Source organism: Aquimarina agarilytica ZC1, assembly GCF_000255455.1.
Lineage (GTDB): Bacteria > Bacteroidota > Bacteroidia > Flavobacteriales > Flavobacteriaceae > Aquimarina > Aquimarina agarilytica.
Window position 1 is genome coordinate 56,752 of sequence record NZ_JH621260.1, and the last position, 25,402, is coordinate 82,153.

The 25,402-nt window shown below is 32.8% G+C and carries 19 protein-coding genes and 1 pseudogene; 17 read left to right on the plus strand and 3 right to left on the minus strand.

The features are described 5' to 3' along the window. The first annotated feature begins 284 nt into the window (after window positions 1-284). The 5 genes from KQA_RS0209870 (at window position 285) to KQA_RS0209890 (ending at window position 4,429) form a co-directional block, all read left to right on the plus strand. Window positions 285-1,079 (plus strand): PhzF family phenazine biosynthesis protein, encoded by a 795-nt coding sequence (locus tag KQA_RS0209870; protein ID WP_010180637.1) that lies wholly within the window; start codon window positions 285-287, stop codon window positions 1,077-1,079. Between the two features lie 31 nt (window positions 1,080-1,110). Next, complete coding sequence (locus KQA_RS0209875) at window positions 1,111-1,653, plus strand: tetratricopeptide repeat protein (RefSeq protein ID WP_010180639.1); 543 nt, start codon at window positions 1,111-1,113, stop codon at window positions 1,651-1,653. A gap of 137 nt (window positions 1,654-1,790) precedes the next feature. Continuing rightward, a complete protein-coding gene (rhuM, locus tag KQA_RS18810) occupies window positions 1,791-2,675 on the plus strand; it encodes a virulence protein RhuM/Fic/DOC family protein (RefSeq protein WP_010180641.1) in 885 nt (294 codons plus the stop codon). A gap of 5 nt (window positions 2,676-2,680) precedes the next feature. Continuing rightward, on the plus strand, window positions 2,681-4,033 hold the full coding sequence (locus KQA_RS0209885; protein WP_010180642.1) for a UDP-N-acetylmuramate--L-alanine ligase: 1,353 nt from the start codon (window positions 2,681-2,683) through the stop codon (window positions 4,031-4,033). A gap of 21 nt (window positions 4,034-4,054) precedes the next feature. After that, window positions 4,055-4,429: a DUF4870 domain-containing protein gene (locus KQA_RS0209890; protein WP_010180644.1), complete on the plus strand. Its 375-nt coding sequence runs from the start codon at window positions 4,055-4,057 to the stop codon at window positions 4,427-4,429. Between the two features lie 108 nt (window positions 4,430-4,537). Here KQA_RS0209890 and KQA_RS0209895 read toward each other — a convergent pair whose 3' ends face one another. Next, the gene (locus KQA_RS0209895) at window positions 4,538-4,975 is read right to left on the minus strand and encodes a DUF1569 domain-containing protein (protein ID WP_010180646.1); all 438 of its coding nucleotides are present in this window, start codon (window positions 4,973-4,975) and stop codon (window positions 4,538-4,540) included. A 164-nt stretch (window positions 4,976-5,139) separates the two neighbouring features. On the opposite strand from KQA_RS0209895, the pseudogene KQA_RS18815 reads away from it, so the two are divergent. After that, window positions 5,140-5,435, plus strand: a pseudogene (locus tag KQA_RS18815) (transposase). An 84-nt stretch (window positions 5,436-5,519) separates the two neighbouring features. Here the strand turns inward: KQA_RS18815 and KQA_RS20250 are convergent. Further along, entirely contained in the window at window positions 5,520-5,666 is a 147-nt protein-coding gene (locus tag KQA_RS20250) for a hypothetical protein (RefSeq protein ID WP_157366643.1), read from the minus strand. A gap of 215 nt (window positions 5,667-5,881) precedes the next feature. On the opposite strand from KQA_RS20250, the gene radC reads away from it, so the two are divergent. The 4 genes from radC (at window position 5,882) to KQA_RS0209925 (ending at window position 9,295) form a co-directional block, all read left to right on the plus strand. After that, on the plus strand, window positions 5,882-6,574 hold the full coding sequence (radC, locus tag KQA_RS0209910) for a RadC family protein (protein WP_010180648.1): 693 nt from the start codon (window positions 5,882-5,884) through the stop codon (window positions 6,572-6,574). 15 nt (window positions 6,575-6,589) lie between these two features. Next, the gene (locus tag KQA_RS0209915; RefSeq protein ID WP_010180650.1) at window positions 6,590-7,084 is read left to right on the plus strand and encodes an arsinothricin resistance N-acetyltransferase ArsN1 family B; all 495 of its coding nucleotides are present in this window, start codon (window positions 6,590-6,592) and stop codon (window positions 7,082-7,084) included. Window positions 7,085-7,101: 17 nt separating this feature from the next. Further along, the gene (locus KQA_RS0209920; RefSeq protein ID WP_010180651.1) at window positions 7,102-8,397 is read left to right on the plus strand and encodes a polysaccharide deacetylase family protein; all 1,296 of its coding nucleotides are present in this window, start codon (window positions 7,102-7,104) and stop codon (window positions 8,395-8,397) included. A 61-nt stretch (window positions 8,398-8,458) separates the two neighbouring features. Beyond that, window positions 8,459-9,295 (plus strand): hypothetical protein, encoded by an 837-nt coding sequence (locus KQA_RS0209925; RefSeq protein WP_040396262.1) that lies wholly within the window; start codon window positions 8,459-8,461, stop codon window positions 9,293-9,295. A gap of 40 nt (window positions 9,296-9,335) precedes the next feature. Here the strand turns inward: KQA_RS0209925 and KQA_RS0209930 are convergent, their stop codons facing one another. After that, window positions 9,336-10,610, minus strand: a complete 1,275-nt coding sequence (locus KQA_RS0209930) for a replication-associated recombination protein A (RefSeq protein WP_010180655.1) — start codon at window positions 10,608-10,610, stop codon at window positions 9,336-9,338. 152 nt (window positions 10,611-10,762) lie between these two features. Between KQA_RS0209930 and KQA_RS0209935 the strand changes: the two genes are divergently transcribed. The 7 genes from KQA_RS0209935 to KQA_RS0209970 all read left to right on the plus strand — a co-directional run bounded on the left by KQA_RS0209935 (window position 10,763) and on the right by KQA_RS0209970 (window position 25,397). Next, window positions 10,763-11,560: a rhomboid family intramembrane serine protease gene (locus KQA_RS0209935; RefSeq protein ID WP_010180656.1), complete on the plus strand. Its 798-nt coding sequence runs from the start codon at window positions 10,763-10,765 to the stop codon at window positions 11,558-11,560. A gap of 442 nt (window positions 11,561-12,002) precedes the next feature. Further along, complete coding sequence (locus KQA_RS0209940; RefSeq protein ID WP_010180658.1) at window positions 12,003-15,191, plus strand: SusC/RagA family TonB-linked outer membrane protein; 3,189 nt, start codon at window positions 12,003-12,005, stop codon at window positions 15,189-15,191. Window positions 15,192-15,194: 3 nt separating this feature from the next. After that, the gene (locus KQA_RS0209945) at window positions 15,195-16,661 is read left to right on the plus strand and encodes a RagB/SusD family nutrient uptake outer membrane protein (protein WP_010180660.1); all 1,467 of its coding nucleotides are present in this window, start codon (window positions 15,195-15,197) and stop codon (window positions 16,659-16,661) included. Between the two features lie 726 nt (window positions 16,662-17,387). Next, entirely contained in the window at window positions 17,388-20,561 is a 3,174-nt protein-coding gene (locus tag KQA_RS0209955; protein WP_010180662.1) for a SusC/RagA family TonB-linked outer membrane protein, read from the plus strand. A gap of 59 nt (window positions 20,562-20,620) precedes the next feature. Then, a complete protein-coding gene (locus tag KQA_RS0209960; RefSeq protein ID WP_232285879.1) occupies window positions 20,621-22,288 on the plus strand; it encodes a SusD/RagB family nutrient-binding outer membrane lipoprotein in 1,668 nt (555 codons plus the stop codon). Between the two features lie 12 nt (window positions 22,289-22,300). After that, a complete protein-coding gene (locus KQA_RS0209965; RefSeq protein ID WP_010180666.1) occupies window positions 22,301-23,218 on the plus strand; it encodes a hypothetical protein in 918 nt (305 codons plus the stop codon). Between the two features lie 97 nt (window positions 23,219-23,315). Then, entirely contained in the window at window positions 23,316-25,397 is a 2,082-nt protein-coding gene (locus KQA_RS0209970; protein WP_010180668.1) for a prolyl oligopeptidase family serine peptidase, read from the plus strand. Window positions 25,398-25,402: the final 5 nt, after the last annotated feature.

Genomic DNA, 25,402 nt, shown 5'->3' on the forward strand with positions numbered 1-25,402 from the left:
TTTGTTAAGTATTATTTTAAGCAAAAGAATGTATAATCTTAATTAGGATGAATTTAATTAACATTTTTAAGTTTTATGAAAATGAACAGCTCTGTGTGTTGTTAAAAAGTGTATCTGGGAATAGAAAATAGTGCTACTTCCGTATTTTTTTAATGGAGTTTTAAAATAGTTTGTTAAACTAATAATATAGATTAAGTTAGTTGTAATTTATTTTAGTAGTTTAACCTAAATTATGATACATGAAAACTATTATATAATTCAGGGTTAGTCTAAATTTTAGAAAAATGACAAATAATAAGATTATCTACCAAGTAGATTCATTTACCGACCAAGTTTTTAAAGGCAATCCAGCTGGGGTACAATTTGTAGACCACAAAGTTGATGAAGCAGGCATGCAACAAATGGCTATGGAAATGAATTTGTCGGAAACTGCATTTATCACTCCTAATGGGGATAGTTATGATATTCGTTTTTTTACACCAAATACCGAAATTCCTTTATGTGGGCATGCTACATTAGCTAGCGCACATGTAATGTATGAGGGAGGAATGGTACAAGAAAATGAATCCATTTATTTTAATGCCAAGGGAGGAAAGCTTAAAATAGACAAAGATAGTGACGGCATAAAAATGGTATTTCCAAAATATGCGCTTAATGAAATAAGTGTTCCTGCTAATTTTAAGGAACTAGTAGGTTTTGAACCTGTGGCGGTATACGAATCCGATCACTGGGTGGTAGCTGTGGCAGAAGATGAAAATAGTATTGTAAACGCCACTCCTATGATTAGTCAATTGACTAAAAATGGATTAGGTAATTTGCTCATAACAGCGAGTAGCGATCAAAAAGATGTTGATTATGTAGTGCGTTGTTTTGCTCCAGCTTCGGGAATTGATGAAGACCCGGTAACAGGTTCTGCACAATGTGCTTTGGTACCGTTATGGCATTTGCGAACAGGGAAAACATCATTTAATGCCATACAGGTTTCTGAGCGTACAGGTAAATTAAAACTAAAGTTAATTGGTGAAAATATTGAAATTAAGGGAGAAGCTGTAACCGTTTTTAAAGCGGAATTAAAATAGTATATTCTGCCATTGAAATAGTTAGGTAATTATGAAAGTATTTTTTTTAGCACTTTTTTTTAGTATTTCGAAATTGATAACAGCAACACCAGAATCATTAGAAAAAGGGATTGATTTATTTGATAAAAAACAGTTTGAAGAAGCTAAAGAAGTTTTTGAGGCTTATTTAAATGAGCATCCCAAAAATAAAGTTGCTTTAGAGTATTTAGGGGATATTGCTTTTCAAAATAAAAAATGGAGTACAGCGGCAAATTACTTTAAACCCTTGTTAAGTATTGAAAAAAACAACCCACGTTATCATTTTAAATATGCAGGAGCCATTGGTATGAAAGCCAAGAATAATAAGTTGAGTGCGTTGTTTTTAATTGATGATATCAAGGAGCATTTTGTGAAAGCAGCAGCACTAGATGCAAATTATGAAGCTCCTCGAATGGCGCTTGTTCAATTTTTAACAGAATTGCCTACCGCTTTAGGCGGAAGTACCGAAGAAGCTACAAAATATGCAAAGCAGCTGATGCTTTTAAATGCCAATGAAGGCAAGAAAGCTTTAGCTTATATTGAGGCGAATAAATGAGTGATCCTATTTTAAAAGATATAATCTTAGACAAACAGACTGTTTTATTTAGGTCATCTAAGAATTCAAAAGAATTTGAAATTGTTTTAGATGTTTAAAATGATACTGTTTGGGCTACTGAATACCAAATAGCAGAATTGTTCGATAGAAATAGAACTGTTATTAACAAACATATAAAGAATATTTATAATGATAAAGAGCTTGATATAAATTCAACTAGTGCAAAAATTGCACAAGTTCGAATAGAAGGAAATAGAAATGTTAAAAGAAAAATAAGCATATATAACTTAGATGTGATTATTTCTCTAGGATACAGAGTGAAGTCGCATGTTGGAATTGAATTTAGGAAGTGGGCAAGTACGAAGCTGAAAGAGTATCTGGTAAAGGGTTTTGCTATTAACGAGAGATTGTTGAAAGACAAAATTTTTAAAATTGAAAATTTAGAAAATGAAATTTCATATTTAAAAGAGAAGGAGTTTTATGTACAAAAGTCTTTAACAGATGGATTTTTATCAATAATAACAAATTATTCAAAATCGTTTGAATTACTAAGTAAATTCGATTCAAATAGTTTATCAACATCAAATTTAAAGAATGATATTATTTATGTTATTAATTATGATGATGTTTACCAAGCTATATTAAAATTAAAAAACGAATTAATAAATAGAGGAGAGGCTAGTGATTTATTTGGAAACCCAAAAGACGATTCATTTAAAGGTATATTAGGTAGTATTTCTCAGACAGTTTTTGGAGAATTAGCTTATCCTAGTATTGAAGAACAAGCAGCTCAATTGCTATATTCTATAATAAAAGGGCATGCTTTTAGTGATGGAAATAAAAGAATTGGTTCTTTTGTTTTTGTTTGGTTTTTAGAGCAAAATGAGTACGCTTTTTCAAAGAATCACCTTAGGAAGATTAATGAGAATACATTAGTAGCTTTAGCCTTAGTAGTTGCTCAAAGTTTACCAGAACAAAGAGAGTTAATGGTAAAACTTATTATTAATTTAGTCAAAAATTAGTTTTTATGCGCGTACATTTTATAGCAATAGGCGGGAGTGCCATGCACAATTTAGCTATTGCATTACATCAAAAGGGATATCAAGTAACTGGAAGTGATGATGCTATTTTTGAGCCTTCAAAATCAAGACTGGCCAAGTATGGTTTATTGCCGAGTACTACAGGTTGGAATGCCGAAAAAATAACCACAGCTTTAGATGCTGTTATTTTGGGAATGCATGCCAAAGCGAATAATCCAGAGTTGTTAAAGGCGCAAGAATTAGGCGTTGAAATATACTCGTATCCCGAATATTTATACGAGCAATCAAAATTAAAATCTAGAGTAGTTATTGGTGGTTCACATGGAAAAACAACCATCACTTCCATGATTTTACATGTATTACATTACCATAACAAGGAAGTGGATTATATGGTAGGAGCCCAGTTAGAAGGTTTTGAAACCATGGTACACCTAACAGAACAAAATGATTTTATAGTGTTGGAAGGCGATGAGTATTTATCCTCGCCCATTGACTTACGCCCTAAATTTCATTTATACAAACCCAATATTGCTTTGCTAAGCGGTATTGCTTGGGATCATATTAATGTGTTTAAAACCCTAGCAGATTACGAGGAGCAGTTTAAAATTTTTATTGATCAAATTACTCCAGGAGGTATTTTAATTTATAATGAAGAAGATCCAACAGTAAAACGTTTGGCTGAAGCTACAGAAAATCAAATTAGAAAAATACCTTATAAAACACCCGAATATTCCGTTGAAAACGGAGAAACCTTTATTGAAACTAATGAAGGTCCAATGCCCTTAGAAATTTTTGGAGCACATAACCTAAGTAATTTAGCAGGAGCCAAATGGATTTGTCAAAATATGGCAATTGACGAAGATGATTTTTATGAGGCTATAGCTAGTTTTAAAGGTGCATCAAAACGATTAGAAAAAATAGCAGAAGGTTCCAATGCTATAGCTTATAAGGATTTTGCGCATAGTCCTTCAAAAGTATCCGCTACAACAACAGCGGTTAAAAATCAATTTCCTACTAGAAATTTAGTGGCTTGTTTAGAGTTACATACCTATAGTAGTTTAAATGCTGAGTTTTTAAAACAATACAAAGGGGCATTAAATGCTGCGGATGAAGCGGTCGTATTTTACTCGCCCGAAGCTTTAGCGATAAAAAAGATGGGCCCGATAAGTGAACAACAAATAAAAGAAGCCTTTACAAATAATAACTTGCAAGTTTTTACAGACTCAAAAGCTTTTAAAGATTTTTTATTTACTCAAAAATTTGATGATAAAACATTACTATTAATGAGTAGTGGGAATTATGGAGGCCTGGATTTTGAGGAGGTGAGGGAGTTATTTTAAATACTTAAAAAGAAAATACCAATGGAAAATTCTTTAGAAAAATCCAATTTTAGACCCTGGGATATGGAGCTAAAGCAATTTTGTGTTTTAATGCATATAGCACAATTTGCAGGTTATGTAATCCCTTTGGCAGGTTTTGTATTGCCATTTATCATGTGGCATAATTTTAAGGATAAAAATGAGAGTATTGATCAACATGGTAAAAATATTGTGAATTGGATGATAAGTGCAGTAATCTATGGAGCACTATTTGGAGTACTTTGTTTTTTTCTAATTGGCTTTCCTTTGTTATTTGTTTTAGGTGCTTGTGCTACCATATTCCCAATTCTAGGAGCATTAAAAGCGAATGAAGGTAATTTTTATAAATATCCCTTTACCATTGAGTTTTTTAAATAAGGTCGAATTAAGGGATGTTTCAAATCTAATTTAATACAACAAATTCATTTAAGGCAAGGTATCTAAAAGACAAATGCAATTATAATTGTGTTGTAGTGATTTATATAACTACACCCCAAATTGCCTTAAATGATGATCGAGGTGCTTGTATTCTAAAATGCCCCATTGATCGTGGGTAAACGTTCCAAAAAGTGGATGTGGATTCCAATCGGTTCTATCTTTTAATTGATGAGTTTGTTCAATTAAGTCAATAATTTTAGATTTTTCGTTATCAAAATCTTTTTGTTCTGTAGCTACTAAACCTTTAGCCGTGGGGAGGTTTTTTTTGAATGGGCGCTCATTATAAAGTGTTTTTTTAAACAGTTTCATAAAAAATTTACCATTACCTAAATTTTCGTTCTTTATAGCAATTTTTAACGGATATTGACAATGCCAAAGCATTTGTCCCGAGTTCATTTTTCCCCATTGAGCGGCACTTTTTTCTGAAAGTTGATCAATACGATTTTTTATTTCTTCCTTTGCTTGATAGTCAAAGATTGATTTCATTGTTTATTTTTTTAATTAGCATATTAAAAATAAACAATATCAAATGAAATTTATTACTCATAACAAATTAAAATAATACTATTTAATAAAGCATAAGTATTTATTCGCTATCAGGTTTAATACCTCGAGGCTTGCCTCGTTAATTATTACTATTTTGTGACTCGATGTCCCAAAATAGTAAATATATCCATAAGAGTCATAATGTTACAGTTTTGCTGTATCATTTGGTGAGTAGTGCTAAATATGGAAGAGTAGTATTTTGATAGCACGGGAAGTTTTTCGACGTTGCCCAGAGGTGAAAAAACAATTATGGGGAGGCGAATTTTGGGGCAAGGGGTATTTTGTTAATACAGTTGGTCAACATGGCACAGAACAGATGATTGCAAAATATGTCAAAAATCAAGGGATTGAAGAAGAGTATAAGGTTTTGAAAAAAGATAATCAGCTAAAATTATTTTAATGCCTCGTGGGCTTGCCCCGAGGATTATTTACTTGTTTGTTTTTAAGTGATTTGTGTTTGTTACTTTTAGGAAAGCAAAAGTATTTAGACCACTTTAACCATTGATTGCTCTAGTTTAGTTATTAGTTTTTTGCGAACTTCAACAGATTTCAAAATATTATCTAACGATCTTCTGGTTACTACCGAATTTTTATTGGTTGCATTAAAATTTGGGGTTGGATAAAGTTCCATTTTTGAGTTTTTTAAGATTAGATTATTAGTTAGTATGTTATTAGTAAAACAAATGAGGATAAAAAAACCCTACTTAATTTTTAGTATGTGTGCTGTTTTTATTAAAATAATAAAATAACCTGTGGAAAAATGAGGAAATTTCAATAGTGTTTTTTTTGAGAAGAGATTGAAGTAGCTTTTTTAGATTTTTGAATAAAATAATTAACTTGTTCGTTATGAGTGATTTTAATTTTCCAATAACACAATGGAGCGAGGCCGATAAACCAAGAGAAAAACTAGTAGAGCGCGGGAAAAAATCTTTGACAGATGCAGAATTACTCGGAATATTAATAGGTTCGGGTAGTAGGAATGAATCTGCGGTGAATTTATGTAAACGTATTTTAGCCAGTGTGGATAATAATTTAAATGAGCTTTCACGATTATCAGTAGCTCAGCTCACTAAGTTTAAAGGTATTGGCGAAGCCAAGGCGATTACTATTGTAGCGGGTTTGGAAATTGGCAGAAGACAGCAATTGCAAGATGTGCCTTTGCAGCCAGTAATTACTTCGAGTAATGATGCTTTTGTTTTAATGCAACCTTTAATAGGTGATCTAAATCATGAAGAATTTTGGGTGGTGTTTTTAAATAATGCCAATAAGGTGATTCATCGAAAAATGTTAAGTAGTGGTGGGCAAACAGGGACATTGATTGATGTGCGCATGGTGTTTAAATTAGCGTTGGAAATTTCGGCTGTAGCATTAATACTTGTACATAATCACCCAAGTGGTAAATTAATACCAAGCCAAGCAGATATTCAAATTACTGAACAAATCAAAAATGCAGGTGTAGTATTAACCATAAAAGTATTGGATCATTTAATTGTTACCGAAAAAGATTATTATAGCTTTGCTGATAAAGGAAGTTTATAACCACTAATTTTAGTAATGATACGAAATGCGACTTTAGAAGATGCTTTTGAATTAGCAGAGATTTACAATTATTATATTCTTAATTCAACGATTACTTTTGAAGAGACAAGGATTGATGCTGAAGAAATGAAAAGTAGAATGGAGTCAATAATTGAAGAGTTTCCTTGGCTTGTTTATGAATCAAATGGACAAATAATAGGATATGCTTATGCCTCAAAATGGAAAGGACGTTGTGCATACAAGCATTCGGTTGAAAGTACGGTGTATTTAAAAAATGGCGAAGAAGCCAAAGGAGTGGGGACTTTATTGTATACTGAGTTGATAAAACGTCTTTCTAAAATTCAGATTCATGCAATAATAGGTGGTATAGCACTTCCTAATAAAGCTAGTATTAGTTTGCATAAAAAATTAGGGTTTCAACAGGTGGCTCATTTTAAGGAAGTGGGCTATAAATTTGAAAAATGGATTGATGTTACTTATTGGGAATTACTAATTAATAATCACAAGTAGTTCAGAAAAAAAGAAATATGCTGTTAATTTATACGCAAAAAACAAGTCCACGGTTACGTTATATTGCCAAGCAATTATTTGAACGTATTTTGGGTATATCGGTTGATTTTACCACTAAAATTGAAAGCTTTGTTGCTCATAATGGACCTAAATTGTCTTATGGAAAGCAGCCTTTAGGGAAGGAATTATTTTTTCAGAGTGTATCCTTATTATTTGAAAAGGGGATTTCCGAAGAGGTAGTAACGGTTCGAGAATGGGAAGGTATTCCTTGTTTTTTTAATGTACCCCATGCCGAGAGTGCGTTACCTTTTGATGTTTTTGCAGCTAGTTTTTATTTATTAAGTAGGTATGAAGAATATTTACCACAAGTAAAAGATAATTTGGTGCGTTTTATGGCCAGTTCAAGTATTGCTTACGAACATCAATTTTTGCAACTCCCTATAGTGGATATCTGGGCATTAAAAATAAAAGAAAAGTTACAAGAGCGTTTTGAAGATATTCAATTTTCGCCAAATGAGTTTTCAACCCAAATAGTTTGTGAAGTTAGCGAAGCTTTAGCTTACAGGAAAAAAGGATGGTTTCGGAGTATAGAAAGTTTTGGGAATGATCTGTTAAACTTGAGATTTAAGCGCACTTTTATCCAATGTAAAGTGGTCTTAGGATTGCAAAAAGATCCTTACCACACGTATAATTATATTATTAATAAAACGAAAACAGGAAAAGCGGATTTAAGTTTCTTTTTTGGTTTAGGAGATTATTCCTTGCATGAAAAGAGTAATTACCACCATAGTCAGACCTATCAACGACTCATAAAATCCATTGGAGATTATTGTAAAGTTGGAATGCGGCTGTCGTTTGATGCTCAAAAGAATTTAATAGCATTGAAAAATGAAAAAAAGCGTTTTGAAAAAATTACGCATCGTAGTTTAAATCAAACTTTTTGTCAGTATTCAAAAATTAATTTACCCACTACTTATCGTGATTTAATAGAACAAGAGGTCACTTTTGACTATTCAATGGGGTATCAGGATAATTCGGGTTTTAGGGCAGGCACCTGTACCCCTTTTTTATTTTATGATTTGGAATATGAAATCCAAACGCCATTAATGCTCATGCCTTATTGCTTATCCGAAAAGGCGTTTATAAAAATCACTTCTCCAGAAAAGGCAATACAACAAGCTAGTGTACTTGTGGATCAAGTAAAAAAAGTAAATGGAAAGTTAATTATACATATCAATAATCAACTTTTTGATACCACACAGCAGCGTTCTCGTTTTTGGAAACAAGTATTTGATTATTTTGTGTCTATTTAGTTTTTTAATTTTATTTTTAGATCAAAAGGACTACTTTAGGAATCTTAAAATCAGAGTTCATATGAATAAAAAGCAATTAATTTCAGGTATTATATTCATATTTTTTAGCATTACAGCTTTTGCACAAGTATTAAATGACTATAAATATGTAATGGTACCTGCACAGTTTACGTTTCAAAAAGAAGAACATCAATATAATTTTAACCGATTAACAAAGTTTTTACTTGAAAAATATGATTTTGATGCGATAATTCAAGGAGAAAATCTTCCTGAAAATTTGAATGGATGCGAGGCATTATTGGCAAATGTAGTAAAAGGAAAAGGCTTTTTAAAAACAATGCTTACTTTAGAGTTAAAGGATTGTAAGGGGCAGGTGTTGTTTAGATCAATTGATGGGGTGAGTAGAGAAAAAGATTTTAAGAAATCTTACCATGAAGCTATTCGAAATGCTTTTAAAGATCCCAAATTAGCGAGGCATCATTATGAGAAAAAAGTATTAACCGCAGCGGCGGTTTCTAATGCTGGAGCCTTAGCCGTTGGTAATAATATACCAACATCAATTCCTAGAGTGGTGGCAGAACCAACAGTTGCAGTATCAATATCTAAGCCTAACCATGCTGTTGCTAAAAAGAAGATAGCTTTAGCATCAAAAGATTTACAACTGGAGCTACTTGATAAAGAATATATATTTAAGGCGACTCGTATGGGCTATGATATTTATCAAAATGGAATAAAATTAGGCAATGCAATTATTGGCGAAAATAAAACCCAATATATAGTAACTGCAGGAGCGTTAAGTGGTACAGGTTTTTTTGATGATTTTGGAAATTTTGTATTGCAGCGTGTTAACCCTGTCAATAAAAAAACAATCACGGATACCATGGCACGTATGAATTAAAGAATTAACTCCATTTTTTAGCGTGCGACATCGACAAAACTTAGTACTTGTACTTAGTCCATAATTTTTTCAAAAGAATTCTGATACTATTTTCTTTGCTATTAGCGCCGGGTTTGTAAAGTAGGGTTCCCGAAATTTCTGGAGGTAAAAATTCTTGGTTCACAAAATTACCTTCGTAATTGTGTGCATACTTATAATCCTCACCGTAACCAAGCTGTTTCATTAACTTAGTAGGGGCATTTCTTAAATGTAGAGGAATAGATAAATCCCCTGTTTGTTTTACCAATTGTTGTGCTTCGTTGATGGCCATATATGAAGCATTACTTTTAGGAGATGTAGCCAGGTATATAGTGCATTGACTCAAAATAATTCGTGCCTCGGGATAGCCAACAGCAGTTGCGGCACTAAAGCAATTATTAGCCATAACTAGTGCAGTGGGGTTGGCTAATCCAATATCCTCAGAAGCTAAAATAATAAGTCTACGGGCAATAAATTTTAAGTCTTCACCGCCTTCAATCATTCGGGCTAACCAATATACCGCAGCATTGGGGTCCGAACCCCGGACAGATTTGATAAAAGCAGAAATAATATCGTAATGTTGTTCGCCAGTTTTATCATATCGAGCAGGGTTTTGTTGGACTAATTGGGTTACCGAATCATTGGTAATTGTAATAGTATTGGTATTGAAACTAGCAATAACCAGTTCAAAAATATTAAGCAATTTTCGGGCATCTCCTCCGCTTAAACGTAACAGGGCTTCAGTTTCTTTAAGCTGTATTGTTTTTTTAGCGAGTACATCGTCTTTTTCAATAGCACGTTCTAGTAATGCAACAAGTTCCTCTTTGTTAAAGGCTTTTAAAGTATATACTTGACAGCGGGAGAGCAGAGCGGGAATAACTTCAAAACTGGGGTTCTCAGTAGTGGCGCCTATGAGTGTTACCCAGCCTTTTTCAACAGCGCCTAGCAATGAATCTTGTTGAGATTTGCTAAACCGATGAATCTCATCAATAAAAAGGATAGGGTTTTTAGTTGTAAATAGACCGCCATCTTTTTTAGCTCTGTCAATAACTTCTCGAACATCTTTTACTCCACTATTAATGGCACTCAATGAATAAAAAGGACGATCCGAGGTTTCTGCAATAATAGTAGCTAAGGTAGTTTTACCCACTCCAGGAGGGCCCCATAAAATTAATGATGGAATAATTCCTTTTTTTAGTTGAAATGCCAAAGCACCTTTTGGGCCAACAAGGTGCTGCTGACTTAAATAATCCTGTAGTGATTTTGGTCTTATACGTTCGGCAAGTGGAGTTGTCATATGGCAAAAATAGCCCTTATGAATCAATTTATACAGCGGAAAAGCGCATGAATTATTCTTGATTTTTATACATTAGGATTGGTGTTCATGCTGACAATATTTCATACAAGTAAGTTTTGGACAGCTTGTTGACTAATTTATTTGAAAAACTCATGAAACAAGAACAGGTCATATTGCCCTTTAAAATTAATATGCTGCTATACCCATTACTACTGGTGTTGAGTATATGGTTTGTTTTTTGGTTTGAAGTAAAATGGGATATAAGTTTTAACGAATGGGGAGTGAGACCAAGGCATGTAAGTGGGTTAAAAGGAATATTCTTTTCACCATTTATACATGGAGATGCCTCTCATTTATGGCATAATACGTTGCCCTTATTTATTTTAAGCACGGCCTTGTGTTATTTTTATGAAAATGTGTCTGTAAAAGTATTGCTGTTAGGTGCCTTTTTTACAGGTATAGCTACCTGGATGATTGGCCGAGATTCTTATCACATAGGAGCAAGTGGTGTAATTTATATGTTGTTTGGTTTTTTATTTTTAAAAGGAATATTAGCCAAGCATTATAGGTTACTAGCAGTATCTTTTTTTGTTGTTTTTGTGTATGGAGGAATGATTTGGTATGTAGCGCCTATTGACTATAAAATATCATGGGAAGGTCATTTAAGTGGACTTCTAGTAGGCTTTTTTCTGGCAACAAGTTTTAAAAGTAAATTGCATAAGGAAACGCCAAAGTATATTTGGGAAACCGAAAACTACGATCCTACAACAGATGCATTTATGCAGTGTTTTGATGCGCATGGCAATTTTGTTCCCACTCCCCCCAAAGTACATGAAGAAGCACTTGAAGAAATACCAAGTGTGGAAGTTTTTACTAATGATGGGATTCGATTAATTTATCAGCAAATTAAATCTGATAAGAATAAAAAGCGAGTTTTTAAGCTTCAGTAGTTTTAATGTAAAAGACTTCTTTTGATCACATAGGGCCATTTATTAGTGTTATGTGTTTGTTTTTACGTGTTAATATGTTGTTTTTTTAATTTTATAACAATAATTAAGTTAAAAAAACAATCTTTTGTTTAAAAGAAGTACCTAAAATTCTGTGAGAAAACTATAAAAATAAAAGTTAAAATTAAGGGAAGTTTAATTTTTTGTTAAATGTTAAAATATTGAAAATTGCTCCAAAAGTTTAATCTTTAATTTAATCAAAACAATGATTTTTATAAAAAATCATTGTTTTTGCATAATTATTATCAAAATGTTAAGTTTTTGTCAATAAGTCAGCATTATGTATGTTTTGTAGGTGTTTTTGATTGTGTTTTGTTAATTCTGAATTGATTGTGTCTCTTTACAGTGTCTAATTTTATTCTTAATTATTATGCACAAAAAAAGAGTGAAAACGTTTCTAGGTTTATTGTTGTTAATCTTTCAAATTAGTTTAGCACAGAATCAAATGGTATCGGGAGTGGTTTATGATAATTTCGGGATACCACTTCCTGGAGTCAATGTTTTTATTGAAAATAAAGCAGCAGGTACAGTAACTGATTTTGATGGTAAGTTTGTTATTGAAACAGCAGTAGATGATACATTAATTTTTAGTTACATAGGTTTTCTAACTCAGAAAATTTTAGTTGCAAATAATTCAATTATTGATGTGAAGCTATTAGAGGATAGTGAATCGTTAGAAGAAGTTGTAGTGGTTGCTTTTGGAAAACAAAAAAAAGAAGAAATCACCGGTGCAGTTACAACAATTAAATCAGCAGAAGTAAATCAAGTGCAAACAGCCAATGTTATTCAAGGCTTAACAGGTAAAGTTGCGGGAGTACAAATTATACAACAAAATGGACAGCCTGGTAGTGGACCTAGTATACGGTTTAGGGGAATTGGCTCCATTAATTCATCAAGTCAAGCACTTATAGTAGTTGATGGTGCTATTTATAATGGAAGCATTAGTGCAATTGCTCCACAGGATATTGAATCAATTTCTTTTTTAAAAGATGCTTCAGCAAATGCACTTTATGGAAGTAGAGGAGCTAATGGGGTAATTATTATTACCACAAAAAAAGGAAAGAGAGGCCTATCAGTCAGTATTGATTCAAAAGTGGGTTTTAATACGAGAGCAGTTCCAGAGTATGATATTTTATCAACACCGCAGGAATATTATGAAGCCTATTATAATAGAATAAGAATAGGATTAATTAATGGAGGTGACACACCCGAAGATGCCGCAAAAAAAGCCAGTCAGGGGTTGATAGATGGAGGTCGAGGATTGGGTTATAATAATTATAATGTGCCCAATGATCAACTGATAGATCCTACTACAGGAAAATTAAATACAGATGCGCAACTTTTATATAATGACGATTGGCAAAAGGAATCTTTCAAAACAGGAGTTAGGACAGAAAACTATTTGAGTGTTCGAGGGGCATCGGACAAGACTTCAACTTTTTTGTCTTTGGGTCATTTGAATGATGAAGGTTTTGCCATTAATTCGGGCTTTGAAAGGGTGACAGCACGTTTATCCGTAGATCACACTCCCAAATCATGGTTAAAATTGGGTATAAATGCGAATTATGCACGTACGCAACAGGATTCACCTTTATTAGGTTTGGGGAGTGGCGCAGTGAGTAATTTATTTGGGTGGGCCAGAAATGTAGCTCCTATTTATCCAGTATACGGTAGGGATTCAAAGGGGAATTTTGTTTTAGATGAAGCTGGGAATAGACAGTTTGATTTTGGAACCGGGGATGATGACTTTGTAGGAACTAGACCAAGTTTTACAGCAAATACCAATCCTATCGCAACAACCTTATTTGGGATTGGTGATAATACTTTTGATAATATTTCGGGGAGAAGCTATTTGGAATTTGATTTTTTAAAACATTTTAATTTCAGATATAATTATTCTATTGATATCGTTAGTGGGAATGTTACACAATTTAATACACCTGTAGGGGGGGATGCACAAAGAGTTAATGGCTTAATCACCAGCCGAGCAACTAATGGAACAACTTTAGTTAATCAACAGTTATTGAATTATAAGCAGGATTTTAATAAACATTCTATATCAGCTTTGATTGGTCACGAAAGTACCGATTATACTTTTAAGTATTTGGCAGGTCAAGTAACCGATGTGGCATTACCAGATACCGCAGTTTTAGATAATGGGACAAATACGCAATTTTTAAGTGGGTATGAAGCCAATTACAGAGTCGAAGGTTACTTGTCAAGATTAACCTATGATTATGACGATAAATATTTTTTGAATGGAAGTTTTAGAAGAGATGGTTCGTCTGTTTTCGCGTCAAAGAACCGTTGGGGAAACTTTTATGGATTAGGTGTTGCTTGGTCAGTTCATAAAGAGGCTTTTATAGCTAATGTTGATTGGATAAGCATATTAAGGTTAAAGGCAAGTTTGGGGCAGCAAGGTAATGATGCACTTTTGTATGAACAAAACAGAACTTCAGTTGGAGATAGAGACAATAGGAATTACTTCCCATTTTTAGATCAGTTTGATATTGTAAATTCAGGTGATGGAAGTCCTGCAGCTTCATTTTTTGCTTTAGGTCAAGTACAGGGGAGAGAAAGTGTGGTTTGGGAAACTTCTACAAATATAAATGCAGGTTTCGAATTAGGTTTATTCAGTAATAAAATAAATCTAGGTGTAGAGTATTTTGAACGTAATGTTGAAGATTTATTATTTTATGATCCCGTTTCACTTTCGGAAGGTGTGGGGTCTATACCTTCAAATGTTGGCGATATGGAAAACAAAGGAATAGAGGTTGAGTTAGGCGCCAACATTATTAGCACTCCAAATGTGGATTTATCCGTAAATATAAATGCGACACATTTCAAAAACAAAGTCACCAAATTACCAGATGAATTTATTGATAGTGGAATTTTTAGGTTACAAGAAGGGAAATCGCGATATGATTATTTTACAAGGTTATTTGCAGGTGTAAACCCAGATACAGGAGCAGCAATATGGTTTACAGATGAACTAGATGCAAATACAGGCAATCCAACAGGAAACAGAATTACAACCGAAGATGGTGCTACAGCAACCGAATATTTCGTTGGCAAGTCGGCAATACCCGATGTGTATGGGGGATTTTCAACTTCATTTAGATGCAAGCAATTTTTATTGGATATTGGTTTTGCTTATCAAATAGGAGGTTATGGTTATGATGGGATATATCAAGATTTACTGGGGAATGCTACTTCGCCTGGGAATAATTTACATCGGGATGTGGTAACAAGTACTTGGACACCAGAAAGGAAATCAGCGCCTTTACCAAGAATAGACACTACAGACAATGATCAAACAACTACATCTGACTTGTTTTTAGTAGATGCCAGTTACCTAAGTTTACAAAATGTAAGTCTAGGATATAATTTGCCTAAGGAGATTTTAAGTGTTTTCAAATTAACATCAGCTAAAATTTATGTAGCAGCAAATAATGTATTCTTGTGGACAAAAACCAGAAAAGGTTATGATCCAAGATTAAGTGTAACAGGAAATGCAATTAATGAATACTCCTTGGTTAGAGCTACTTCATTAGGATTAACATTAAATTTTTAAGTTATGAAAAAAAATAAATTAATAAATTTTGCAGTATTCATTTTTGTTATATGCGGTTGTGAAAAGGAATTTTTGGATACCGAACCCACTAGATTCGCCAGTGGAGAGCAATTAGGGCAAGTATCATCGGCAACAAATTTGATTTTAAAAGGAGCTTATGTAAAATTAAGAGAAGCTGGAGTAGGAAAAACAGGTTCACATACAGATTATGGTAATATGGGGATTAAAGCGGGCTTGGATATGATGAGTAATGACATAGTACTCAATAGCTTTAATTGGTATATTTTTTGGCATGATTACAGATCAAGAGTGCAGAATAGTACTAGGTCATTAGCAATATGGAACACCTATTACAAAATTATTGCAGATGCTAATAGTGTAATAAATACCTTAAAGGATGTAGTAAGAGATGCCGATCAAGATGCTGTATTAGGCCAAGCTTTAGCATTAAAAGCAAGTTCGCTGTTTAATTTGATTCGAATTTATGCATTTACCTACAAAGGTCATGAAAATGACTTAGGTATCCCGGTACCTAATCGAGTTGATTTTGAAGGAAAAGAAAGGGGAACTGTTAAAGGCGTGTATGATAAAATTATTCCAGATTTAGAGCAAGCAGTTGTCTTATTAGAAGGGTTTTCAAGAGGGAATAAACAAACAATAGATCAGAGCGTTGTATATGGTTTTTTGGCAAGGGTATATTTAGAAGTTCAAGATTGGGAAAAGGCATCCTTAAATGCGAATAAAGCAAAGCAAAGTTACACATTAATGACAGGTGGTGATTGGCTGGAAAGTGGTTTTTCAGATATTACAAATAATGAATGGATGTGGGGGTCGGATATTAATGCAGAAACATCAACAGGTATTGCGTCTTTCTTTTCTCATTTTGATAGTTTTTCAGATGGTTATGCGGGTAGATCTGGAGGATTTAAGTTAATTGATGTAAGGCTTTACAGTGCAATATCTGATACAGATTTGAGGAAACAAGCTTTTGTAGGTCCCGATGGTGATGAACAATTTCCAGCAATACCTGCTTATGCAAATAAAAAATTTGTGGACAAAACTACTTTTGAAGGAGATTATGTATACATGAGGGCTGCAGAAATGTACCTTATGGAGGCAGAAGCATTAGCACAAATGGGAAATGAAACCGAATCAGCACAACTATTATTTGAGTTAGTATCAACTAGGGATCCTGAATATAAATTATCAAAAAACAAAGGGGAGGATTTGCTAGATGAGATTTATTTACAACGAAGAATTGAATTGTGGGGGGAAGGTTTTGCTTGGTATGATATGAAAAGATTAGAAGTTCCTTTGGAAAGAGATTATGAAGGATCTAATCATAAAGATTTTGCTAAATTAAATTTTCCAGCGAATAGTAATAATTTTAGATTTCAAATTCCAGAAGCTGAGTTAAATGCAAATCCAAGTATAAACCCCGGAGATCAAAATCCAAATCCAAAAGGTTAATAATTCGGGTTAAATTAAAAATGGAATTTTCTCAAAATAGGGAACAAAAATGTGGTGATTACCTTATTTATAGACATGGATAGTATTTACATATTTATATTGAAGAATGAGTTTATTTTAAGGTAAAAAAGATAAAGAGCAAGTTTTTATGCTAAAACAATGTTTCTTTATTTATGTATAGTTTTTTTGTGCGTAATATAATAAAGATCAATATTTTAAAAGTCGTTGTCAATTTTATTTTATGTTGAGTAAATAAAATTCAACGATTTTTGTTTTTTGTTGTAATAGTGTTATGTTTTTTTTAAAAACGATGATACTTTGTTAATGGGTGATGTTAATTTTACTCTTTTTAGATCCTTATTTAGTAAATTTTGCCACTTTTAAAGAGAGAAAAATGAATTTTGGACTTCAAAAATGATAGGATGTTGCAAAATTTTGTAGGTTTTTTTGTTAAAAAAAGTGTTAAAATTATTGTGCGCGCATAGTAAAAACAAAAGTTAATTTTAATCCAATTTTTGAATATATATAAAAAAAAGAAGCTTAAAGACTAGTGAAATCAACAATTTGCTCAAATTTGAGGAGGTTATTTGAGATATTAACATCTTGTTAAATACTTGCTTATTAAAACGTTATAGTGTTAAAATTGTAGGAATTTGACAGTTGTTTTTTGGGTATAAGGGAATAATTGAGTCTCTTTATATAGTCTAATTTTTATTCTTTATCATTATGCATAAAAAAACTACAAAGCTATTTATTGGCTTATTTTTGTTAGTTATTCAAATTACTTTAGCTCAAAACCGAACAATAGCAGGATCGGTTACGGATGAATCAGGATTACCACTACCTGGAGCTAATGTTTTTATTGAAAACAAACCAGGTGGAACGGTTACCGATTTTGATGGTAAATTTGTTATTGAGGTATCTGATGCAGATACTATTGTTATTAGTTATGTAGGGTATGTGACTCAAAATATTTTAGTTGGCAATCAATCAGCTATAAGTGTTCAATTACTTGAAGATACTGAGTCATTGGAGGAAGTTGTCGTAACAGCTTTTGGAATTAAAAGAAACCCAAAAGAAGTCGGTTATGCAGTAACGAGTATTAAGGCAGAAAAAGTCACTGAAAATTCAGAACCTGACCTTGTAAGGTCAATTGCAGGGAAAGTACCTGGTGTTAATGTGAATTTTTCTACAGGTGTTGCTGGTGCAGCAAATCAGATTAATATAAGGGGAGCAACAAGCATAATAAAGTCTACACAACCATTGGTGATTGTAGATGGAGTGTCTTACAGTAATGATGAAGTAACAACATCAAGTTCTAGGATCGATGGAGGACCTTATGAGTCTGCATTATCATCTTTAGATCCCAATAATATAGCCTCTATAACTGTATTGAAAAGTGTTGCAGCATCAGCGCTATATGGTTCCAGAGCAGCTAATGGTGTAATCATTATAACAACAAAAACAGGTAGTGATGCAACTTCAAAGAAAAAATTAAATATCTCTGTGAGTTCAGGGACTTATTTTGAAAATATAGCAAATTTACCAGAATATCAAAATACCTATGGAAATGGTGTTAATTTTGGTTATCAAAATGTGAATGGTTCATGGGGACCTAGATTTGATTCCTTGGAAACAATACCAGTATGGAATGGTATATCTACTGCTTTTCCAGGTTTGTTACCTAATAGAATTCCTTACGAAGCACAACCAGATAATGTGAAAGATTTATTCAAGACAGGTGTTGTATTAGATAATTCTATTAATATTGGATATTCAGGCGAGGATGGCAATTTTACCATGACACTTTCTGATTTAGATCAGGATGGATATATACCTTTTAACACATATGACAGAAATAGTATAAGTGTTGGGGGTAATTTTAAGTTGAATAAAAAACTATCTTTTGGAGGGAATATGTCATACTCTGATACACAACAAGTCGGTCCTTTTTTAGGGAATAATCAATTAGGAGACGGAGCCTCGTCATTTGCTCGAGCACTTTGGTTAGGAAGAGTTTGGGATTTTAATTTGCCTTTTACTGATGCCAATGGAGGATCAGTGATACCAAATACGGGTTATGACCATCCACTTTGGTCTTGGCAGCGTAACCAGATTATTACAGATACTGATAGAACTGTAGCTAATTTTAATTTCTCTTACAGAGCTACTGATAAGTTATCTTTTTCATATCGATTAGGTTTAAATAAATATGAATTAGATAGAACACAAATACGAGATATTGGTTCTAGAGCTGATGGAGGTTTAGGTTCTATTAGAGAACAAAGTTTTACAAATGAAGATATTGAATCCACTTTTTTGGCTACTTATAATTTTAATATAACAGAAGATTTAAGTTTGAGAGCTATAGCGGGTCATAATTTACTTCAAAAAAGTACTGATGCTGAAGTTTTTGAAGGAGTAGAATTAGTTGTTCCAGGTATATATAATATAGAGAATACATTAAGTTCTGGTCCAGTTAGAGATGCTGATAATGACGGGACTAATGATTTTGGAAGTACTAGAAGTAGACAGATTGGTGTTTTTGGAGAAATTGAATTTGCTTATAAAGATTATGCATTTATTAATGCTACAGGGAGAAACGATTGGGTATCGACTTTGCCAAAAGAAAATAGCTCTTTCTTTTATCCTTCGGTTAATGCCTCTTTAATTTTTACAAGTGCCTTTAACTTAAATTCGGATGTATTAACTTACGGTAAAATTAGGGGAGGATACGGATTGGTTGGTGCCGCAGCTGATGCAGAATTTACATCAAGGGTTTTCAATAATGGAAATGCTTTTAATGGAGTGCCAGTTATAGGTAATCAAACAAATTTTTCTGATGTTGATTTAAAAGCTGAATTTACTTCTGAGTTTGAGTTGGGTACAGATCTTGAATTTTTTAATCGAAGAATTGGTATAGATTTTACGTGGTATAAAAAAGTATCAGAAGATGTAATTGCGCAAATTCCTATTCCAATATCTTCTGGTTTTGAGAATTTTAATACGAATGCAGCTACATTGGAAAACACTGGTTTTGAAATTGGACTTGACCTTACGCCATTTAAAACAAAAGATTTTAGTTGGAATTCAATAACTAACTTTACAAAAAACGTAAATGAAGTTACGGATATTGTAGAAGGGGTTGATGTAATCCCTATTCAAGCAGGCGAAATTCCCCATATCATAAAGGGACAACCGTTTGGTGTGTTTTATGGAACTAAATTTGCTAGAGACAACGAAGGTAATTTTTTAATTGACAGAGCAACTGGTGGTATTGTAGCAGATGTTGATCCAGCAGTAGTAGGAGATCCAAATCCAGATTTTAGAATTAGTTTTATCAATACGTTTAAATATAAAAGTTTTTCATTAAGGTCTCAATTTGAATGGAAAGAAGGAGGAGATATTTCATCAGTAAGTATTAATTCTTTATTAGGAAGAGGGGTGACTAGAGATACTGAAAACAGAGAGCGATCGGTTGTAATACCAGGATTTTACGGAGATAATAATGGGAATCTAATTTTAGATGCTGAGGATAACAAAATACCTAATACTACTCAGATAAGTACTAATGAATTATATTTTTCTCCTTCAGGAGCTAATACATTTGGCATAAACACGGTTGATGAAGGAAGTATTTACGATGGAACTGTATATCGATTGAGGGAACTAAGTTTAACTTATGATATGCCAAGAAAATACCTTTCTAAATTACCTTTTTCGAGATTGAGTATAAGTGCAGTAGGGAATAATTTGTGGTATTTTGCTCCTAATGTACCAAAATATACCAATTTTGATCCTGAGGTTACAAGTTTTGGTTCAGGACGACTACAAGGGGTGGAGGTGTCAGCAGCTCCTACTGCAAAAAGATATGGATTTAGAATTAACGCATCATTTTAAATATTATGGAAATAAATAGAAAAAATAGCGCTTACATAAAGTTAATAACAATTTTCTTTTTGAGCATTTTAACAATAAGCTGTGATGATTATCTAGATGTTAATGAGGATATTGATAATCCAACAATCGCTCCAAATGGACAATTATTATCTAATATTCAAGTTACAACAGCTACAATTGGAGATTTTAGGTTATGGTCAGGAAATATTTTACAAGTATACACACATCAATTGACAGCAAGGGAGGATGAAGATCAATACAATGTTAAGCCTGATGACTTGAGACCAAGAAATGATTGGGATAATATATACACACTGTTGACAGACATTGAATCACTAGCATCTCAGTCAATAGCATCTGGTGAAGGTTTTTATTTGGGGATTTCAAAATTGTATAAAGCTTATTTAATGTCTACAGCTGTAGATTTATGGGGAGACGTACCTTTTAGTGAAGCTACACAATTAGAAGCAGGAATTATTTCTCCTTCATTTGATAAGCAGCAAGACATATATATGGAAGTTCTGAAAATTATTGATGAAGCTAAAACTGATATTACCTCTGATGAAAATACATCTATTGATGATGCAGATTTAATATATGGAGGGGATAAAAATAAGTGGTTGCGATTTGCTAATTCATTCCAATTAAAATTATACAACCAAATTCGTTTATCAGAATTATTTAATACTCCTGAAGTGCAAGATGGATTTAGAAGTTTACTAGCTGAAGATAATTTTTATACTGATAATGGAGATGATTTTGAATTTAAGCATACAGGAGCTATTTCACCTAGAGATGAGCGTAATAATCTTTGGAGAGATTCATACAATGCTGGTCAATTTACTACCTATGCAAGTCCTTGGTTTTATGAAATTTTGATAGGAACCAATCCTACTATACATACTAGTAATCCAGATCCAAGATTACCATATTATTTTTTAAGTCAATTGAAAGATGGAGAGTTTCCAAGAGATCAAGGTGATGAAGATACTATGAATCCAAATGCAGACTATTGGGACAAAGCTACAGGGTTTATTTCTATTAGATTTGGAAGCGTTGGACCAGCTCGTGATGCAGCAATAGATGGTGATGCTACTTACCCAGGAATATTTCCATGTGGAGGTTTATATGATGATAATACGGGTTTGAGTGCCAAAACAAATGGGCAAGGAAATGGGACAGCAATAGCGCCACGTAGAATGTTTACTTATGATGAGTTTTTATATGTGCAAGCGGAATTAATGCAAGTAGGTTTAATGATTGGTGATCCTGGGACTCAGCTTGAAAAGGCAATAATGGCAAGTATGTCAAAAGTTGATAAGGTTGTATCGGAAAGTCAGACTTCGCAAAACGTACCTGTATTATCTGGCTCAACAGGTGTTACAGATTTTATTACTAAAATCATGGAAGAATTTAATTCTGGTGATAACGAAAAGAAATTAGAAGTAATAATGACTCAGAAATGGGTGGCTACTTTTGCCGATCCTATAGATCAATATAATGATTTGAGAAGAACAGGTTACCCTGTAATAGCAAACCCATTGAGTTCTACGCAAGAATATCAATTAGATAACGGAGATGGTTTTCCTTTAAGGGACTCTGATACAACATTAAATGGAAGTTTTCAATTATCATTTTTTTGGCCACAATCAGAGTTAAACTCAAATAGAAATTCACCTACCGTTCAAAAAAATGCAACCGAGTATAAAATATTTTGGGATAACTAAAAAGAAAATTGTATGAAAAATATATGTAAAATAATTATTGGGTTTCTAATGTTAACCTTATTTATCACATCATGTGAAAATGATGGAGGGGAATCTAAGGTTGATTTAATAGAAGGTGTGGTGCCAAATTTTCAAATACCTGAAGAAGCTGTAAAATTAGCAGATTTTAATAATATATCTGCAGGTGAGGATTTTGATTTTGTTTTTGATGTATCAATTGGTTTTGGAGAATTAACCACAAAAGGAGATATTGTGGGGGTGTATACTAGAGTAGATGACCCAATAACTGAATCTATAAATGAAGCAGAAATTTTTTCGACCATATTGATAGAAGATGCGAATTTTCCACAACAAGTGAGGATGTCTTTTTTTGATTTGATCGATAAGTTTGAAGGCTTGAGCGTTGACGATATAGGATTAGGGGATAATTTATTGATCAGTGCTCAATTTGTAAGTGAAGATGGTTTAGAGTTTAAAATCATTGATGAAATGGGGAGTTTTGTTGTAGGACTAGATATACGGAATAATCCTTTATCTGTACCTTTTTTAGCATATCCAGTTTCATGTCCAACCAAGCTTGAAGGTAGTTATACTGCCAATATCAAGAATGTATCAGGTGCTGCATTATCGGATTTCCCAAATAATGGACAGACAGTTGAAGTGACACAGCCATCTTCAGGAAGTTATGTGGTTAGTGATGCAACAGCAAATATTTTAGGCGTTGAATTACAACTAGGGTTTACTGATGTTTGTGGAATACTTACAGTGAGTGGACCTTCATTAAACTTTCCAAATCAAATTATTTTCGACGATTTGGGGGCAGTTTTAAATGTGAGTACAGGTATAATAACCTTAAATATAGCGTTTAACTCTGGTAGTTGTTGTCAAGTGGGAACATCTTATACCTTAGAATTGGTGCCTGCCAATTAAATTTATAATTATTTTATTAACAGATATCAAGGCCTTCTAATTTTTTAGAAGGTCTATTTTTTTGCTAAAATTTTGTTTTTATATTTTAAGAAATTACATGAGTTTCAAAATTATATTTATAAGTGTTATTGTGTTTAACAATATAGTGTGCTTAGCACAAAGTAAATCTTATGATTATCCAAAAACTAAAATAGAGGATAGTGTATATTATAAATATTACCGTACAGCAATTAAGGATCCTTATCAATGGCTCGAAAAAGATAAAACAAAAACAGTGCAAGATTGGGTGAGTGATCAAAATGATTTTACACGTGTTTATATTGATAGTATTCCATTGAGAGAAACACTAAAAAGCAAGTTGCTCAATTTATGGGATTATGAAAAACAAAGCATACCACTTAAACACGGGGCCTATACTTATTTTTATAAAACTAAAGGCTTGCAAAATCGTAGTGTATGGTATCGATATAAAAACAATAAAGAAGAGGCTGAGGTTTTTTTAGATCCTAATACCTTTAGTGCAGATAACACAACTTCATTACAAGAAACAGCATTTTCTAAATCGGCTAAGTATTTGGTTTACGCCATTTCAGAAAAAGGCAGTGATTGGCGTAAACTTTGTATTATGGATGTAGCATCTAAAACGAATGTTGATGATACCATAGCAAATGTTAAGTTTTCGAAAATAGCATGGAAAGGTGATCAGGGGTTTTATTATTCTAAATATGATCGCTTGGCCGAAAAACCTTTTCAAAAGATATATTATCACCAAATAGGAACAAGTCAATCTGAAGACGAACTTATTTTTGGAAAAAAATACAATAAAAAATATGAGTATGTTAAAGCACATGTTACTAATGATGGGAAATACCTCACCCTTTATGCAGGAAATGAATTACTAGTAAAAGACTTGACTAAGAAAAAAAGTAAACTTAAAACTTTAATTGAGTATAGTGGAAATACAGAGGTTGTTCATAGTATAGACAGCGTTTTATACCTAAAAACATATATAGGTAGTGATTATGGAAAACTTATAAAAATAGATATTGATAGACCCCAGCAGGAGTTTTGGGAGGATGTAGTTCCAGATATAGGTTTTAAAATTGAAGATATTAGCACTGCAGGAGGTTTCTTTTTTGTGAAGTACATTACAGAATCGTCTGTAACGGTAATACAGTATAATCTTAACGGACAAAGTATTAGAAAAGTAACACTACCAGGCAAAGGAAGTGTAAGCGGTTTTAATATTATGATTAATAAAAAAGAAACCTATTATAGGTATCATGATTACATTAATCCACCATTAATAGTGGGCTTAAATGTAAAAACAGGAGCGTTAAGAACGTATCGAAAAGCCGCTATTGATTTTAATCCAGATCATTTTATAACTAAATTAGTTTATTATAAATCAAAAGATGGAACATTAATTCCTATGCGTATAACGCACCAAAAAGACTTGAAATTAACTGGCAAAAATCCTACAATATTACATGCCTATGGAGGTTTTGATATTAGTAAAACACCTAAGTTTTCAATTGGGATGGCTTTGTGGTTGAAATTAGGAGGGGTCTATGCAGTTCCTAATATTAGAGGAGGAGGAGAATATGGATATCAATGGCACGTGAATGGAATGCGTTTACAAAAACAAAATTCTTTTGATGATTTTGTTTTTGCAGGAAAGTATTTATCAGATTATAATTATACTTCGTCAGATTACCTTGCTATTAAGGGAGCCTCAAATGGGGGTTTATTAATTGGTGCAGTAATGGCACAACGCCCCGATTTAGCTAAAGTAGCATTACCAGCTGTGGGTTTATTTGATATGCTACGTTATCATAAATTAAATGATAAATGGAATGAATATGGTGATGCCGAAGAAAGTAAAAAGATGTTTAGATTTTTAAAAAGTTATTCGCCAATTCATAATATTAAAGATAATGTAACTTATCCTGCAACACTTATTTTAACAGGAGATCATGATGATCGGGTATCACCAGTACATTCTTATAAATTTGCGGCTACTTTACAAGGGATACAAAATAAAGCCAATCCTATTTTGCTACGTACAGAAAAAAATAGTGGTCATGGCTATGGTTTATCATTGTTTAATGTTATAGAAAAATATGTTGATGTATTTAGCTTTACGCTTTATCAAATGGGTGTTAAAAGTTTAGAGTAACTTAT

Bases quoted from the DNA above. Each gene is read 5' to 3' on its own strand.
- KQA_RS0209870 (WP_010180637.1), top strand. From the start codon at position 285: ATGACAAATAATAAGATTATCTACCAAGTAGATTCATTTACCGACCAA.
- KQA_RS0209875 (WP_010180639.1), top strand. From the start codon at position 1,111: ATGAAAGTATTTTTTTTAGCACTTTTTTTTAGTATTTCGAAATTGATA.
- KQA_RS0209885 (WP_010180642.1), top strand. From the start codon at position 2,681: ATGCGCGTACATTTTATAGCAATAGGCGGGAGTGCCATGCACAATTTA.
- KQA_RS0209890 (WP_010180644.1), top strand. From the start codon at position 4,055: ATGGAAAATTCTTTAGAAAAATCCAATTTTAGACCCTGGGATATGGAG.
- KQA_RS0209895 (WP_010180646.1), bottom strand. From the start codon at position 4,975: ATGAAATCAATCTTTGACTATCAAGCAAAGGAAGAAATAAAAAATCGT.
- KQA_RS20250 (WP_157366643.1), bottom strand. From the start codon at position 5,666: ATGGAACTTTATCCAACCCCAAATTTTAATGCAACCAATAAAAATTCG.
- radC (WP_010180648.1), top strand. From the start codon at position 5,882: ATGAGTGATTTTAATTTTCCAATAACACAATGGAGCGAGGCCGATAAA.
- KQA_RS0209915 (WP_010180650.1), top strand. From the start codon at position 6,590: ATGATACGAAATGCGACTTTAGAAGATGCTTTTGAATTAGCAGAGATT.
- KQA_RS0209920 (WP_010180651.1), top strand. From the start codon at position 7,102: ATGCTGTTAATTTATACGCAAAAAACAAGTCCACGGTTACGTTATATT.
- KQA_RS0209925 (WP_040396262.1), top strand. From the start codon at position 8,459: ATGAATAAAAAGCAATTAATTTCAGGTATTATATTCATATTTTTTAGC.
- KQA_RS0209930 (WP_010180655.1), bottom strand. From the start codon at position 10,610: ATGACAACTCCACTTGCCGAACGTATAAGACCAAAATCACTACAGGAT.
- KQA_RS0209935 (WP_010180656.1), top strand. From the start codon at position 10,763: ATGAAACAAGAACAGGTCATATTGCCCTTTAAAATTAATATGCTGCTA.
- KQA_RS0209945 (WP_010180660.1), top strand. From the start codon at position 15,195: ATGAAAAAAAATAAATTAATAAATTTTGCAGTATTCATTTTTGTTATA.
- KQA_RS0209955 (WP_010180662.1), top strand. From the start codon at position 17,388: ATGCATAAAAAAACTACAAAGCTATTTATTGGCTTATTTTTGTTAGTT.
- KQA_RS0209965 (WP_010180666.1), top strand. From the start codon at position 22,301: ATGAAAAATATATGTAAAATAATTATTGGGTTTCTAATGTTAACCTTA.
- KQA_RS0209970 (WP_010180668.1), top strand. From the start codon at position 23,316: ATGAGTTTCAAAATTATATTTATAAGTGTTATTGTGTTTAACAATATA.